Origin of the sequence: Streptomyces sp. NPDC088810, assembly GCF_044750305.1 — a bacterium.
Classification (GTDB): domain Bacteria; phylum Actinomycetota; class Actinomycetes; order Streptomycetales; family Streptomycetaceae; genus Streptomyces.
Window position 1 is genome coordinate 386149 of sequence record NZ_JBIVJQ010000004.1, and the last position, 15879, is coordinate 402027.

The following is a 15879-nucleotide window of genomic DNA, read 5'->3' on the forward strand; positions in this document are numbered from 1 at the left end:
GTGCTTCTAGCGGAACCGGAAGGCCTTCATCAGCTTCAGACTCGTGCTCATGAAGCGGGCGTAGGACTCGTCGTCCATCCCCAGCGAGGGCGCCATCGGCAGCAGCCGCTGCTGGGCCACCGTCTGGGCCTCCGTGTACTTGAGGATGCCCTCGGAACCGTGGCGGCGGCCGAGGCCGGAGTCCTTCATGCCGCCCATCGGGGACTGGACGCTGCCGTAGGCGGGGGCGTAGCCCTCGTTGACGTTGACCGTGCCGGTGCGCAGGCGGGCGGCGACGTCCCGGCCGCGGCGGGCGTTCGCCGTCCACACGGAGGCGTTCAGGCCGTAGGGCGTGGCGTTGGCGCGTTCGACGGCCTCGTCGTCGCTCTTGAAGCGGTAGATCGAGACGACCGGGCCGAAGGTCTCCTCCTCGCAGACGGCCATGGAGGGCTCGACGCCGTCGAGGATGGTGGGCTCGAAGAAGTAGGGGCCGATGTCGGGGCGGGCCACGCCGCCCGCGATCACCTTCGCGCCCTTGACGACGGCTTCCCGCACATGCCGTTCGACGGTCTCCAGCTGGCGTTCGCCGACCAGCGAGCCCATGTCGGCGCCGTACGCCAGGGAGTTGCCGAGCCGCATGGCCCGGGTGCGGGCGGCGAACCGCTCCAGGAAGGCGTCGGCGACCGACTCGTGGACGTAGAGCCGCTCGATGGAGATGCACAGCTGGCCGGCGGAGGAGAAGCAGGCCCGTACGGCACCGGCGGCGGCCTTCTCGATGTCGGCGTCCTCCAGCACCAGCATGGCGTTCTTGCCGCCGAGTTCGAGGGAGACGCCGACCAGGCGGGAGGCGGCGCCGACGGCGACCTCCCGGCCGGTGCGGGTGGAGCCGGTGAAGGAGACGTAGTCGGCGTGCTTGACCAGCTCCGGGCCGACGACCGGGCCCTCGCCGAGCACGACCTGGAAGACGCCCTCGGGCAGCCCGGCCTCGATCAGCAGGTCACGGGCCCACAGCGCGGTGAGGCAGGTCTCGGTGTCCGGCTTCATCACGACGGCGTTGCCGGCGGCGAAGGCGGGCAGGGCGTCGCCGACGGACAGCTCCAGTGGGTAGTTCCAGGGGGCTATCTGGCCCACGACCCCGCGCGGGTGGCGCAGTTCGGTGACCTTCGTCAGGGTCGGCATGGCGCCCGCGTGCCGCTTGGGCTTGAGATACGCGGCGGCCCGGCGGCCGTAGTGGCGGGCCGCGACGGCGACGGCCTGCACCTCCTCGTGCGCGTGCAGGCGGGCCTTGCCGGTCTCCAGCTGGACCAGGTCGAGGACTTCGGCCTGCCGCTCCAGCAGCAGGTCGTGGAAGCGGAGCAGCACGGCGGCCCGCTGCCGGACCGGGACCTTCGCCCATACCGCCTGGGCGGCGCGGGCCGCCTCGAAGGCCGTGCCGACGTCCTCCGGGGTGGACTCGGGCAGGTCGGCCAGCTTCTCGCCGGTGAACGGGGTGTGGTTGGCGGTGCGGCCGGAGCCGACGACGCCCTTGGTGAGCTGGGCCACCAACTCCGGCGTGACCACGTCGGCGGCGGTGCGCACGCCTTCGGGGGCGGGCGCGAGCGGGTTGGTACCGGCGATGTCCGGGGCCTGCGTGTCCGTCATGACGCGCAGGGTATGCCGCGGCGGAGGCTTTGTGTACCCGTCGGTAACGGGGATTCACCGACCGCTCGCACACTGCCAGCGATCACTGGCAGAAAACGCGCTGATCAGGGCGTTGAGGGGGACGAAGCGGGAACGATCAGTCGACTTCGGTTTTTCTCGCGAGGAGGAGGCCGAGCGCGGCCAGGGGGGTGCGGCGGGGCGCGCTCGCGGGCGGCTCGGGGTCGGGGGCGGCGGACTCGGGGCCGGCGGGCGCGGGAACGGGTTCGCGCGCCGGTTCCGGCACGGCGGTGAGGCCCAGGTAGTCGCGGAGTACGGCCTCGACCTCCGCCGCGTCCGGCCGTGCCGCCGGCTCGTCGGCCCCCAGCCGGTCCAGCAGCGGACCCAGCGGGCCGGGGTCCGCGTCCCCCACGGCGGCACGCAGCAGCGCGCCCAGGGACCACAGGTCGCTCGCCGGGCCGGCCCCGGGCCCCGCCGCCCGCTCGGGGGCGACGAAACCGGCGGGCGCGTCCGGCGCGTGCCCGCCGCCGACACCGAAGTCGGTGACGACGACCCGCCCGGTGCCGGACTCCAGCAGGACGTTGGCCGGTTTGACGTCCCGGTGCACGATGCCGACGGCGTGGGCGGCGCGCAGCGCGCCGAGCACCGCGAGCCCGATGCGCGCGGCCTCGACGGGCGGGAGCGGCCCGCGCCGCAGCACCTCGCGCAGCGACTCGCCGGGCACCAGCTCCATGACGATCCAGGGGATTCCGGCCTCGGTGACCACGTCGTACACCGTCACGGCCGAGGGGTGCCGTACCCGGGTGGCGGCCCGGGCCTCGTGGTGCAGCCGGTGCGCGATGCGCCCGCTGTCCTCGTCGGCGGCGGGATCGCCCGGCAGCAGCGGCTCCTTGACGGCGACCTCCCCCTCCCCCTGCTCGTCCCGGGCACGCCACACGATCCCGGCCGGCCCGGCCCCGAGGCGCCCGGCCAGCCGGTAACGGCCGCCGATCAGACGTGCGTCGGGCGGGTGTTCGCCGTCTTCAGTCATGCCACATGAGTACCGTGCGCAGCGGGCCGTTGTCGAAGCGGGGGGTCGACGGGGCGCGTTCGCAGGCGGCGGACCGGTCACGCACCCGTGACCGAGAACGTGTCGACCGCCACGTCGAAGTACTCCCGCGCCTCCTGCACCTTCCCGACCGGCGCCGACACCCACACGTCGTACAGCAGCCCGTTCTGCTCCCAGCACAGGTCGTAGGTGTGCCGGGGGCCCTCGGCCGCGCTGAAGCCGTCCCAGGTGAACTCCCAGAACGCGGCCGGGCGTCCGTCGTGCGTGGTCCGGGTGACCCGGCCGTCGTGGTAACCGGGGTTGGTGGACGGGCCGGCGGCGGCCGAGCGGTTCATCACGCTCTCGGGGCCGCCCGGCTGGGGCGCGCCGACCCTGACGCCCAGGCGGAAGGTCTCGCCCGGCGAGAGATAGAAGACGCGCTGCCCCTGCGGGCTGCGGGTGAAGTCCTCCGGTACGGCGAGGGAGAAGCCGGCCGGGTCCCGGGCCGTGCGGTACCCGGAGGGCGCGGTGTGCGAGCCGCCGGCGCTGCGGGTGGACGTCGGTGCGGGCCGGGTCCCGGTCGGCGTGGGCGAGCCGGCCGTGCCTCCCGTACCGGTCCCGGTCGCCGGGGTCGTCGCCGTACCGCCCGGGGTGCCGCCGCCCCCGTCACCGCCCCGGTGCAGCAGCAGCGCGGCGGCCGACACGCCGGCCCCGGCCAGCGCGGCGACGAGCAGCGCCGCGACCAGGACCGCGCGCCGGGACGAGCGGGTCTGGGCCGCGTCCGCGGACGTCCGGGCCGGGGCGGGCGGCGGCGGCGTGCCGTACGGCAGGTCCAGCTGGGTCGGCGAGTAGGGCGCCGGGGGCTTCGGTGTGCGGCCGGCGCCGATCCGGTGGATGAGCCCGCCGCCGTGCGCCCCCGCGGTGCCCTGGCCCGGCGCGTCCGGCGTCCGGCCGGTCTCCAGGTACGTCCGCAGCATCCGCTCGGCGTCCGCCGCACCCAGCCGCCGGTCCGGGTCGCGCTCCAACAGGCCCCGTACGACGGGCAGCAGCGGCTCGGCCTGGGCCGGCGGGCGGATCTCGTCGGTGACGACGGCGTGCAGGATGCCGCCGAGCGAGTCGCGCCGGAACGGCGACTCGCCGCTGAGCGCCGTGCACAGCAGCGCGCCCAGCGACCACAGGTCGGACTCCGGCCCGGTGCGCAGCCCGGACATCCGCTCCGGCGCGGTGTACTCGGGCGAACCGACGAACGAGCCGGTCTCGGTGAGCGTGGTGGCGCCTTCGACCTGTGCGATCCCGAAGTCGGTGAGGACGACCCGGTCGGTGCCGGACTCGATCAGGACGTTCGCGGGCTTGATGTCCCGGTGCAGCACCCCCGCCTCGTGCGCGGTGCGCACCGCGCTCAGCAGGGCGACACCGATCCGCGCGGCCTCGACGGCGTCCACCGGGCCCTGCCGGGTGATCCGTTCGGCGAGCGAGCCGCCATCGATCAACTCCATGACGAGGTACGGCCGTTCGTCCTGCTCGACCACGTCGTGCACGACGATGATGTGCGGGTGCCGCAACTGGCAGACCGCACGGGCCTCGCGGAACGTACGGTCACGGCGGCGGCGCGCGTCGTCGTCCGGGAGCGAGTCGTCCGGGAGGAGTTCCTTGACCGCCACCTGGCGGCCCAGCACCTGGTCGCTCGCCCGCCACACGACGCCCATGCCGCCGCGCCCGATGCGTTCCTCCAGGCGGTAACGGCCCGCGATCAGCCGGAAGTCGGCTCCCTCGGTCCCCATGCGCCCCATCATGCCGCACGGGGTGCCCGCCCTCCGGGGCACCGCCCGGCCAAGACACACCGCGCAGCCAGCCATTTTCGGCCGACTCGGGCGCGCCGGTCCGGCCGGCTCAGCCCTCGTCCGGCTCCTGCCAGCCACGCAGCACCCAGGTGAACTGCTCACTGGCCGTCGCCCAGTCACCGGCCGGCGAGGACAGGTAGATCGCGTACTCGGTGCCCTGGCGCGAGAAGTACGTCTCCTCCACCGCGCGGCGCGGACCGGGCACGAACGGCGGGTCCTTCTTCAGCGCGGTCCAGGTGTACTCCCACCGCGCGCCCTTGCGGTCGCGGTAGAGGTTCTCCTGCATCGTGACACGCCGGTAGTCGACCAGCCGGTGGAGCTGCTGCTCCAGGTCCCTCTGGTGCGAGAGGGCGTCGGCGAAGTCCGGTGAGCGGTCGACGGCGATGCGGACGAAGTGGAGGCCCTTGTCGGGCGAGTAGTCGATCTGCTTGAGGTCGCCGTCGGCGCTGTACACCGTGCGCTTCCAGCCCTTGGGCAGGGACAGGCTGAAGCCCAGCGGGTCGTGGTACGTCGTCCAGCCGGCCGGGATCGCGCCATCGCCCCCGGGCGTGTCGCTGTCGGCGGGCGCCGGGGCCGGGCTCGTACCGCCGCTGGACCCGGTGTCCGCGCCGCCCCACTGCCGGATCGCCACCGCCCCCACGCCGCCGAGCACCGCCGCGACGGCGACGACCAGCACGAGGGTGCGCAGCCGGCGGCGGGGCCGGGTCCGCGCCGCCCCGCCGGCCGCGAACGCGCCGCCCGCCGGCGCCACCGCCGTCGGCCCGGTCACGGAACGGCCGTCACCGGCACCGGCCGCCACGCCGTAGCCGGGACCGGCCGAGCCGTGGCCGGGGGCCGAAGTCCCGGAGCCGGAGCCGTACCCGGGGCCGTACGCGCCGCCCGACGCGCCCGGGCCGTGGTCGGCGCGCGGGGTTTCGCCGGGGGCGGACGTGTCCGGGCCCCGGCCGGGGGGTGTGTGGATGCCTGAACCCTGGGTCGGGACGAATGCCTGTGCCGCGCGCGGGCGGCGGCCCTCCGCCGCCTCGGCGAGCATCTGCTCGGCCTCCTCCGCGCCCGGCCGCCGGTCCGGTTCCTTGCGCAGGAGCGCCGCGATGACCGGGGCGAGCGGACCGGCGTGGCGCGGCTCGCCCGCCTCCTCCTCGACGACCGCCTGCATGGTGCTCAGCGGCGAGGTGCGCCGGAACGGCGAGCGCCCTTCGACCGCCGTGTACAGCGTGGCGCCGAGCGCCCACAGGTCGGAGGCCGGGCCGGGGTCGTGGCCGCGCACCCGCTCGGGTGCCAGGTAGTCGACCGAGCCGACGACCTCCCCGGTACGCGTGATGGTGGTGTCGCCCTCGATCTGGGCGATGCCGAAGTCGGTGAGCAGGACCCGGCCGTCCTCGCCGAGCAGCACGTTGCCCGGCTTGACGTCCCGGTGCAGCACCCCGGCGGAGTGCGCGGCGCGCAGCGCCCGCAGCACCCACAGCCCGATCCGCGCGGCCTCCGTCGGCTCCACGCGCCCCCGCTCCTTGACCGCGTCGGCCAGCGAGGCGCCCTCGACCAGCTCCATCACGATCCACGGGCGGCCGTCGTGTTCCAGCACGTCGTGCACGGTGACGACGGCGGAGTGGTTGATGCGCGCGGCGGCCCGCGCCTCGGCCCGGGTGCGGGCGAGCAGGATGGCCTGGTCGCTGTCGGAGACGTAGAGCGCGGCGGTCAACTCCTTGATGGCGACCTTCCGGTGCAACACCTCGTCGTGGGCGCGCCACACCCGGCCCATGCCGCCGCTGCCGATGGAGTCGGCGAGCCGGTAGCGGCCCGCTATGAGCAGGCCCTGCATCTGATTCACGTTGCCCCGCAATGCTCTTGACAGGGTCAGACTAAGGACCGGCCTGCCCACAGGGAACCAGCGGGGTGCCAAGGAGACCGCACTGTGACGATGGTCATTTCCGCGCGAGAAAGGGAACCGGAAGGACTCCGTCCCGCCCCGGATACACGCTGCTCAACCGGTGTAGCGATACGTCGCGGTAGCTTGCTCGTACAACCGTGTCACCTCGTCGCGCTCGGCCTCCGGACCGCGCACCTGGACGATGTGGTACCGGCCGTTCAGCAGCAGCGCCATGTTCCGCACGAACAGGTCCCGGCCCTGCCCGTCGGTCCAGGTGAACTGCCCCTCCGCCATGGTGCGTCCGCCCACCTCGATGGTCCGCAGGCCGGAGGCCGTGGCCCAGCTGGAGTCGCGGTACGGCTGGAGTTCGCGCTCCTTGTCCCGCTGGTAGACCATCGGATCGCTGCCGTACGCGGACGTGCCGTCGCGGCCCGGTACGACGATCAGCTCGAAGTTCCCGTGCGCGTACACCACCTGGCCGCTGCCGTTCTTCGGGATGCGGTTCCAGCCCTCGGCGACGGCGACCTGGAAGCCGTCCGGGTCCTTCTGCAGCGTGAACCCGTCGGGGACGGAGGGGTCCCCGCCGGTCTGCGTCTCGGTCGCGGGCGCGGAGGCGGTGGCGTCGCCGCCCGGCGCGCTCGGTCCGCCGGACGGCTGCCCGGTGTGCGAGGGCGCGGGACTCGCCTGTCCGGCGCTGCCGGTACGGTCGCCGCCCGCCGCGCCGCTCTCGCCCTGCTTCGGCATGAACAGCATCGCGTACGCGATCGCGCCGGCCAGCAGGAGCAGGATCAGCAGGAGCAGGGTCCGGCCCAGGCTGCGCGGCGAACGGGCACCCTCCCGGGCCCGCTTGTGCCGGCCGTGCGGATGGGCCGCGGGCAGCCCGGCGCGCCGCCTGCGCACCAGCTCACCGCGGCGCCGCACGATCGGCAGCCGGCTCGGGTCGGCGGGCGGCACCGGCACGACATGGGTGCCGGCGTCCGGCTCGGGCGCGGACCGCACCAGCGACCGCAGCCAGCCGCTCAGCTCCTCCACGTCCGGCCGCTCGGTGGGGTCCTGGCGCAGCAGCGACTCCACGACCGGCCGCAGCGGACCGCACTCCTCGGCGAAGGCGGGCGGCTCGGCGCACACCAGCTGCACCAGCTCGGCCGTCGACTCCTCCGGGTACGGCGCATGCCCCTGCACGGCCCGGAACAGCAGGGCGCCCAGCGCCCACAGGTCGGTGGCCGGGCCGATCGGCGCCGCGAGCTGCCAGTTCTCGTGCACGGGCCCGGCCTGCTCGGGCGCCCAGCGCTCGGTCACCGGCCCCACCACGGTCATCCGCACCTGCCGCGCCCGCTCGGCGGCCAGCGCGGTCCCGGGCCCCCGGCGTACGGCACCCGGCTCGTCCCACCGGCCGGCCGCCTGTGCGGGCACGGCGGGGCCGGCGCCCTGGCGTCCGGTCCCGGACGCCGGCTCGGCACCCGGGGCGTACCCCTGGCCCGGCACGGAGGCGTGCCCGGGCCGGGGATCCGCCGCCGGCAGCCCCGGCCGGCGCGCACCGCCGCCCAGGGCCGGGGGCGTACCGCCGGCTCCGGTGCGCGGCGCGGCGCCGTGCCACGGGGCGCCGCGCACCCCGTAGGGGTCGGCTATCCGCCCGGGCGGCGCCGCACTTCCCGCGTCCGAGGAGTACGGGTACGACGACGGCGCCCCCTCGTCCTCGGCGGCCGGACGGGCACCCGGGAGGGCGGCGTGCTCGCTCTGCTGGGCCTCGTGCACCCGGGCGGCGGCGCGGGCGCCCGCGCGGTACGCGGCGATGGCCCCGGCCCGGGCGGCCCGGATGTCGGCGCCGCTCTCCAGGGCCGGCTGCCCCGCCGGACCGGACAGCCCGTCCGCCTCCGGTGCCGGGAGTCCGCCGGCCGCCCGCGCCTGGATCGCGGCCCGCCGCGCGGCCTCGGGATCGAGCTCCGCGGCCGGGTCGCCGGACACTCCGGTGACTGCTGTGCCGGGACCGAGGCCGACGGGGCCGTCGGCGGAGTCCGGTTCACCGCCCTCGTCCAGGTCCTCGGGCGCCGGCACCGGGTCGTACCCGCACAGCGCCTCCTCCGCCGCGCCGGCCGCCAGACCGGTGAGCATCACACGGCCGTCGTCGCAGACCAGGACGGTGCGGGCGGTGATGTTGCGGTGCACCCAGCCGTGGGCGTGCAACACCCGGAGCGCCATGAGCACGTCGGAGGCGACCTCGGCCGCCCGGTACGGCGACAGCGGCTGCTGGGCGAGCAGTGCGGCCAGCGGTCGCGCGGCCACCAGCTCGCTGACGATCCACAGCGACCCGCCCTCGGCGAACACGTCGAAGACCTGGTCCAGACGCGGATGGTCGGGGATGCCGGCCGCGGCCTGCGCGGCCTCGACGGCGCGCCGCACCGCCGGATCGGTCGGCTGCCGGGTGGCGGCCCTGGCCTCGGGCGCCCGGCGGCCGCGCTGCCGGGCGGTGAACCCCTCGGGCAGCCCCTCCGCGTCGAGCACCTCGGCCTCGACGACCTCCGGCAACGGCACCTGCCGGACGAGGACTTCCTGACCGCTGTAGGTGTCGAAGGCGCGGGTCTCGGTGAGTTCGTACTCGTCCGACGGCGGCAGTGGCAGGCGGTAGCGGTCGGCGAGCACCCGACCCGCGTAGTCGTCCACTGAGCCTCCCCCGGCCGCCCGGTTGGTCATGTCCGATCGCCTCACGGTCCGTTTCGCACACGCATGCGGCTGCGTACGGTCCGCGACCCTTCACGATACGTGCCGGAGGCAACCCGCATTGAGTGGATGACGGATTCTCACGCACCAAACCGGCGCACCGCGCCTACGACTTCGGTGCGAAGGACTTCGTCAACGTCTTCCAGGTGTCCTTGCGCAGATCGCCGTGCCAGTCGGCGTCCTTCGCGGTGTACATCAGCGCGTAACCGAGGTGGTCGTTCACCACGAAACCCCGGTCGATCGTGCGGTACCCGGTGCCGCCCTCGGTGTAGGTGAACTCCCAGTCGGCGGTGTTCCAGCCGCGGTAGTCCACCTTCTCGATCCGGATCCGGTGGTACTGGGAGCGCACCATGTAGCGCTCCTGGTTCTTCCAGTCCGCCACCGGGTCGCCCTTGGGCGTGCCGGTCCAGGCGACGAGCAGCTTCTGCCCGTCGGGCCCGGTGTAGCGGTCGCCGGCGCGCCCGGTGGTCCGGAACTTCCACCCCTTGGGCAGCCCGATCGAGTAGCCCTGGCCGCCCTTGCGGGTCGAGACCACCGGGGCGCTCCCGCCGTCCTTCGACCCGGAGTTGCCGGACGCGTCGGAGTCGGAGCCTTCGGCGGACCGGCTCGCCTCGGCCTCCGCCGTGCCGTCCGGCCCGGAATCGTTGCCCCCGGCCGCGGAACTCGCCCCGTCCGTCCGCTTCCCGGTGTCCGTGCCGCTCCCGGTGCCCTTGTCCCGCTTGGCGGACGCACTGGCGCTGGTCACGGCCTTGGCCCCGCTCTTGTCGCCCTTGCTGTCGTCGCCGCTCAGGGCGATGGCCAGCACGGTCCCGAGCACCGCGAGCACGACGATCACGGCGATGACGATCAGCGTGCGCCGGGGCACCACGTCGGTCAGCGGCGCCCTCGGCACCGGCCGCGGCGGCAGGTCCAGGTCCGGCGGCGGCACCACGGGCCAGCCGGAACCGGTCTTCTTCGCGCTGGAGTCCGGCACACCGGCGGCACCGGACCCGGCCCCCGGCCCACCGGGAGTACCGGGCGCACCCGGCCGCGCCCCACCGGAGACCGCGCCCCCGGCGCCCGGCGTGCCGCCCGCACCCGGCGCGGCCGGCTCGCTGCCGCTCTTCGCCCGCGCCGACGCCGCGCCGGTGGCCACCCCGGCCGCCTTGCGCACCGACCGCAGCGCGCCGCGCAGCTTCTCCCCGGGCTCCTCGCCCCGCCTGCCCTCGGGCCCGCCGGGCTGCGCCGGCAGCGGTACCACCCGCGTGGCGTCCATCGGCTCCGGCTCGGGCGCGCGTATCACCGCGTTGAGCATGGCCCGGGCCCCGGCGTCGTCGAGCCGCTTGGCCGGATCCTTCGTCAGCAGGCCGTAGATGACGTCCCGGAGCGGTCCCGCGTTCTTCGGCTCCTCCAGCGGCTCGGTCATCACCGCGGTGAGCGTGGCGATCGCCGAGCCCTTGTCGTAGGGCGGCGAACCCTCGACCGCCGCGTACAGCAGGCCGCCGAGCGACCAGAGGTCGGCCGCCGGGCCCGGCTTGTGGCCGCGGGCCCGTTCCGGCGAGATGTAGGAGGGGGCGCCGACGAGCATGCCGGTGGAGGTGATGGACGGGTCACCCTCGACCTGCGCGATACCGAAGTCGGTGAGCACGACCCGGCCGTCCTCGGCGATCAGCACGTTGGACGGCTTCACGTCCCGGTGCAGGATGCCCTCCCGGTGCGCGGAGCGCAGCACGTCGAGGATGGCGAGCCCCACCTCGGCGGCGCGCTTCGGCTCCAGCAGGCCGTCCTCGCGGATGACCTCGGCCAGGGACTTGCCCTCGACCAGTTCCATGACGATCCACGGCCGGTCGTCCTCGTCGACCACGTCGAAGACCGTCACCGCACTGTTGTTGCGGATCCGGGCGATCGCCTTGGCCTCGCGCAGGGTGCGCGTGATCAGGCGCCGCTTCTCCTCCTCGTCGATGTTCGACGGGAACCGCAACTCCTTGACGGCGACCGTCCGGCCCAGGGTCTCGTCCTCGGCACGCCAGACCGTGCCCATGCCGCCCCGGCCCAGCACGTCTCCCAGCCGGTACCGCCCGGCGAGGAGACGCCGCTCGCTCTTGTCCTGACGAGTCTCCTGACGAGATGTACCCGCCCGCTCCGCCTCCGACATGCGTCCCCTCATACAACCCGCCCTGACAGAGCCTCCATTGTCTCTCACCCGACAAGTGCCCGACGCCCAGGGTGCCACTGGCCCCGGTCCGCCCTCCGCGGCCCCCGAGCCCCTCTGAAGCAGCCGTTCCGCTTACCGGGATGATGGGTCGTAAGAAGGGAGGAACCGGGATGCCGACGCTTCGGACAGTCCTGTCCATACCGGTGTGTCTGGCGCTGCTGCTCGCGCCGGCCGCCTCCCAGGACGCCGCCCCGGCCGCCGCCACGGACTCGGTCCTGCCGTTCTTCGTCCACGACGGCGCAGCACCCGCCGCGGCCCTGCTGGTCCGGGACGCCGGCACGGACGGGGTGCGCCTGCGCTACGCGGCCGCAGGCCAGGGCATCGCCCGCGCCGACCGTTTCCGGGCCGGCAGCATCACCAAGACCTTCGTCGCGACGGTCGTGCTCCAGCTGGCCGCGGAGCACCGGCTCTCCCTGTCCGACACCGTGGAGCAGCACCTGCCGGGACTGCTGCGCGGGCGCGGCACCGACGGCCGGCGCCTCACCCTGCGGGCCCTGCTCACCCACACCAGCGGGCTGGCCGACTTCACCGAAGCCACCGGTGGCACCGTGCCCCTGACTCCGCTTCAGGCGGTGCGCATCGCCCTCTCCCTCCCTCCGGGCCGCCCGGGCCGCTACTTCTACTCCAGCGCCAACTACGTTCTGCTCGGCCTGGTCGTCCGCCAGGTCACCGGTCACTCCTACGCCGCCGAGGCCGAGCGCCGCGTCATCGCTCCGCTGGGTCTGACGGGTACCTCCTTTCCCGGGTCCCGCAGGTCGCTGCCCTCGCCGCACGGCCGCGCCTACGCCGCCGACGGCTCCGACGTCACCGAGCTCGACCCGCGCGTGGCCGGCGCGGCGGGTGAGCTGGTGACCACGCTGGCCGACGTCGACCGCTTCTACGCGGCCCTGCTCGGCGGCTGGCTGCTGCCCTCGCGCTGGCTGCGCGAGATGTTCGACACCCGTGCCGCACACGGCTCGTACGGCATGGGGCTGATTCCGGTGAAGCTGCCGTGCGGCACCACCGTGTGGGGGCACAACGGCCGGATATCCGGGAGCTACGTGCGCAGCGCAGCCACCGCCGACGGCCGCCGTGTCCTCACCTTCCGGGTGAACACGGACGCGATCACAGACCCCCGCCTCGAACCGGCCCTGCTCGCCGCCGAGTTCTGCCCTCGCACCCGGTAGAACGGCTGGGATCCGGGCGGAGATCCCGCTCCGCGTCACTCGTCCGGGTGAAGCTCGGGGCGAGTCCGGCTCCGCGCACTCACGGCCGACGGACATGGATGGGGTACGGCCGGTCCGGCACCGGGCGGTCACCATGGTCTCGGCTCGTCGCGGTCACGCCGGGAGAGCGGGACGGGGCCCGGCGGAGCCGGGTCGGCGGGGGCTGGTTTTACAGCGGGACGATGTCCGGTGCTCCCAGCCTCGCCGCGTCCGCCGTCTGGTCGTCCGGCTGGAGCTGGGACTCGCGCTCGGCCTCCACCCGCTTCTCGTAGTGCTCGACCTCGCGCTCGATCTGGCCCTTGTCCCAGCCCAGGACCGGTGCCATCAGCTCGGCCGCCTCGCGGGCGCTGCGGGTGCCGCGGTCGAAGGTTTCGATGGAGATGCGGGTGCGGCGGGTGAGGACGTCGTCCAGGTGCCGGGCGCCCTCGTGCGAGGCGGCGTACACCACCTCGGCGCGCAGGTAGTCGTCGGCGGCATGCAGCGGCTCGCCGAGCGCGGGGTCGGCGGCGATCAGGTCCAGGACCTCCTCGGCCAGGGAGCCGTACCGGTTCAGCAGGTGTTCCACGCGGACCACGTGCAGCCCGGTGCGGGCGGCGATGCGCGCTCGCGCGTTCCACAGCGCCTGGTAGCCCTCCGCGCCGAGCAGCGGGGTCTCCTCGGTCACGCAGTCGGCGACGCGCATGTCGAGGCCGTGCACCGCCTCGTCCACGGCGTCCTTGGCCATCACCCGGTAGGTCGTGTACTTGCCGCCCGCCACGACCACCAGCCCCGGCGCCGGATGGGCCACCGTGTGCTCGCGCGACAGCTTGCTGGTGGCGTCGGACTCGCCGGCCAGCAGCGGGCGCAGCCCGGCGTACACGCCCTGGACGTCGTCGCGGGCGAGCGGCACGGCGAGCACCGAGTTGACGTGTTCCAGCAGATAGTCGATGTCGGCGCTGGACGCGGCCGGGTGGGCCTTGTCCAGGTCCCATTCGGTGTCGGTGGTGCCGACGATCCAGTGCCGGCCCCAGGGGATGACGAACAGCACGGACTTCTCGGTGCGCAGGATCAGGCCGGTGGTGGAGTGGATGCGGTCCTTGGGCACGACCAGGTGGATGCCCTTGGAGGCGCGGACGTGGAACTGCCCGCGCTCGCCCACCATGGCCTGCGTGTCGTCGGTCCACACGCCGGTGGCGTTGACGACCTGCTGGGCGCGGATCTCGTACTCCCCGCCGCCCTCCACGTCCTGCACCCGGGCGCCGACGACCCGCTCGCCCTCGCGCAGGAACCCGGTCACACGCGCGCGGTTGGCCACCTTCGCGCCGTAGGACGCCGCCGTGCGCACCAGGGTGGCCACGAAGCGGGCGTCGTCCATCTGGGCGTCGTAGTACTGCAGGGCGCCGACCAGGGCGTCCTTCTTCAGGCAGGGGGCCACGCGCAGGGCGTGACGGCGGGTCAGGTGGCGGTGTATGGGAAGGCCCCTGCCGTGGCCGCGGGCCATCGACATCGCGTCGTACAGCGCGACGCCCGAGCCGGCGTACAGCCGCTCCCAGCCCTTGTGCTGGAGCGGGTAGAGGAACGGGACCGGTTTGACCAGGTGCGGGGCGAGGCGCTCCAGCAGCAGGCCGCGCTCCTTGAGGGCCTCGCGGACCAGGGCGAAGTCGAGCATCTCCAGATAGCGCAGCCCGCCGTGGATCAGCTTGCTGGACCGGCTGGAGGTGCCGGACGCCCAGTCGCGGGCCTCGACCAGGCCGGTGGACAGGCCGCGGGTGACGGCGTCCAGCGCGGTGCCGGCTCCCACCACCCCGGCGCCGACCACCAGCACGTCCAGCTCGCGCTCCGCCATCGCCGCCAGTGCCTCGGCGCGCTGCGCCGGCCCCAGAGTCGCTGTCCTCACCGCTGCCTCCCGCTGTCGCACACTCGCTCGCGTCGGCCGCACCCGGAGGCGAAGCCCGGTTCATCCCCTCCTCATGCCCAAATTCTGACTTGGTTGCCCGGCGTCAGCCACCACGGGCTCCCAACCTGTGGACAACTCGCGCACAACCCTCGGAAGACACACAAACACAATCACACATAACGGTCATATGTGTACCTAGTCTGGCAGTGCACTCGCTCATCCTGTCCACAGCGGTTGCGCACCTGTCCCGCTTCGGCTACTGGGAAGGACGGCTCACGCCATGCCCGCAGACCTCGCCGTCATCGGACTCGGTCCCTACGGCTTGCCGCTCGCCCAGGCCGCCGTCGCCGCCGGTGTCTCCACCGTCGGCTATGCCACCGGCCCCGAGGTCGGCTCACTCAGTCCGGCGGAGCTGCGCCGGATGCACTCCGCCGGATTCCGGCCCCTGAGCGACCCGGCCCAGCTCGGCCGGGTGCGCACCGCGGTGATCTGCGCGCCCACCCCGCGCGGTGCCGACGGCGCACTCGACCTCGGCCAGGTCGAGGCGGCGGCCCGCACCCTGGCCGCACGGCTGCGCCCGCACACCACGGTCATCCTGGAGTCGCCGGTGCTCCCCGGCACGACGGAGGAGTTCCTGCGCCCGCTGCTGGAGGAGGGCTCGGGTCTGCGCGCCGGCCGCGATTTCCACCTCGCCTACTCCCCCAGCCGGGTGGACCCCGGCAACCGGGACCACACGCCCGCCGGCACCCCCAAGGTGATCGGCGGCCTCACCCCCGCCTGCACGGAGTCGGCCGCCACGTTCTACGGCCGGCTCACCGACAAGGTCGTCCGCGCGCGTGGGCTGCGCGAGGCGGAGACCGTGCAGCTGCTGGAGACCAACTACCGGCACGTCAACATCGCGCTCGTCAACGAGATGGCCGTCCTCTGCCACGAGCTGGGCGTGGACCTGTGGGACGTCATCCGCTGCGCGGAGACCAAGCCCTTCGGCTTCCAGGCGTTCCGTCCCGGACCCGGCGTCGGCGGACACGGCGCCGCTCAGGACCTGACCGGGCACGCGACCCGCACCCTGCGCATGGTCGAGCTGGCCCAGCAGGTCAACAACCGGATGCCCCGGTACGTCGTCCAGCGCGCGGCCACGCTCCTGAACGAACACGGCAAGTCCGCGCGCGGGGCCCGCGTGCTGCTGCTCGGCGTCACCTACAAGCCCGACCTCGCCGATCTGCAGGGCACACCGGCCCAGGAGATCACCGTACGGCTGATGGGGCTGGGCGCGGCCGTGAGCTACCACGACCCGTACGTGCCCGCGTGGAGCGTCCTGGACCGCCCGGTCCCGCGCGCGGACTCCCTGTACGAGGCCGCAGCCGACGCCGACCTCACGATCCTGCTCCAGCAGCACCGCACGTACGACCTGCAGGGCCTCTCCGTGAAGGCCCAGCTCCTGCTGGACACCCGGGGGGCCACGCCCACGGGGGCGGCGCATCGGTTGTGAAGGGGGCGGGCTCGCAGCCGAAGCCGGCATGCGCAAGGGCCGGTC

Annotated in this window: 9 protein-coding genes; 2 read left to right on the top strand and 7 right to left on the bottom strand. The window is 74.3% G+C overall.

The window, feature by feature from the left end; all coding sequences use genetic code 11:
* Positions 1–6 precede the first annotated feature (6 nt).
* The 6 genes from ACIP4Y_RS16340 to ACIP4Y_RS16365 form a co-directional block, all read right to left on the bottom strand.
* Positions 7–1620 (bottom strand): succinic semialdehyde dehydrogenase, encoded by a 1614-nt coding sequence (locus tag ACIP4Y_RS16340; RefSeq protein WP_401393337.1) that lies wholly within the window; start codon positions 1618–1620, stop codon positions 7–9.
* A gap of 136 nt (positions 1621–1756) precedes the next feature.
* Positions 1757–2647 carry a serine/threonine-protein kinase gene (locus ACIP4Y_RS16345; RefSeq protein WP_401393340.1) on the bottom strand — a complete coding sequence of 297 codons (891 nt, stop codon included), beginning with the start codon at positions 2645–2647 and terminating at the stop codon, positions 1757–1759.
* A 77-nt stretch (positions 2648–2724) separates the two neighbouring features.
* A complete protein-coding gene (locus tag ACIP4Y_RS16350) occupies positions 2725–4425 on the bottom strand; it encodes a serine/threonine-protein kinase (protein ID WP_401393343.1) in 1701 nt (566 codons plus the stop codon).
* Between the two features lie 109 nt (positions 4426–4534).
* Complete coding sequence (locus tag ACIP4Y_RS16355) at positions 4535–6304, bottom strand: serine/threonine-protein kinase (protein WP_401393346.1); 1770 nt, start codon at positions 6302–6304, stop codon at positions 4535–4537.
* A gap of 162 nt (positions 6305–6466) precedes the next feature.
* The gene (locus tag ACIP4Y_RS16360) at positions 6467–9013 is read right to left on the bottom strand and encodes a protein kinase (protein ID WP_401393349.1); all 2547 of its coding nucleotides are present in this window, start codon (positions 9011–9013) and stop codon (positions 6467–6469) included.
* 163 nt (positions 9014–9176) lie between these two features.
* Complete coding sequence (locus ACIP4Y_RS16365; RefSeq protein ID WP_401393352.1) at positions 9177–11204, bottom strand: protein kinase; 2028 nt, start codon at positions 11202–11204, stop codon at positions 9177–9179.
* A 170-nt stretch (positions 11205–11374) separates the two neighbouring features.
* On the opposite strand from ACIP4Y_RS16365, the gene ACIP4Y_RS16370 reads away from it, so the two are divergent.
* Entirely contained in the window at positions 11375–12430 is a 1056-nt protein-coding gene (locus tag ACIP4Y_RS16370) for a serine hydrolase domain-containing protein (protein WP_401393355.1), read from the top strand.
* Positions 12431–12638: 208 nt separating this feature from the next.
* Here the strand turns inward: ACIP4Y_RS16370 and ACIP4Y_RS16375 are convergent, their stop codons facing one another.
* Positions 12639–14345 (bottom strand): glycerol-3-phosphate dehydrogenase/oxidase, encoded by a 1707-nt coding sequence (locus ACIP4Y_RS16375; protein WP_401393358.1) that lies wholly within the window; start codon positions 14343–14345, stop codon positions 12639–12641.
* Positions 14346–14625: 280 nt separating this feature from the next.
* On the opposite strand from ACIP4Y_RS16375, the gene ACIP4Y_RS16380 reads away from it, so the two are divergent.
* Entirely contained in the window at positions 14626–15834 is a 1209-nt protein-coding gene (locus tag ACIP4Y_RS16380) for a nucleotide sugar dehydrogenase (RefSeq protein WP_401393361.1), read from the top strand.
* Positions 15835–15879: the final 45 nt, after the last annotated feature.

Excerpts from the sequence above, each read along its gene's own strand:
- ACIP4Y_RS16340 (WP_401393337.1), bottom strand. The coding sequence starts at position 1,620 with ATGACGGACACGCAGGCCCCGGACATCGCCGGTACCAACCCGCTCGCG.
- ACIP4Y_RS16345 (WP_401393340.1), bottom strand. The coding sequence starts at position 2,647 with ATGACTGAAGACGGCGAACACCCGCCCGACGCACGTCTGATCGGCGGC.
- ACIP4Y_RS16350 (WP_401393343.1), bottom strand. The coding sequence starts at position 4,425 with ATGGGGACCGAGGGAGCCGACTTCCGGCTGATCGCGGGCCGTTACCGC.
- ACIP4Y_RS16355 (WP_401393346.1), bottom strand. The coding sequence starts at position 6,304 with ATGCAGGGCCTGCTCATAGCGGGCCGCTACCGGCTCGCCGACTCCATC.
- ACIP4Y_RS16365 (WP_401393352.1), bottom strand. The coding sequence starts at position 11,204 with ATGTCGGAGGCGGAGCGGGCGGGTACATCTCGTCAGGAGACTCGTCAG.
- ACIP4Y_RS16370 (WP_401393355.1), top strand. The coding sequence starts at position 11,375 with ATGCCGACGCTTCGGACAGTCCTGTCCATACCGGTGTGTCTGGCGCTG.
- ACIP4Y_RS16380 (WP_401393361.1), top strand. The coding sequence starts at position 14,626 with ATGCCCGCAGACCTCGCCGTCATCGGACTCGGTCCCTACGGCTTGCCG.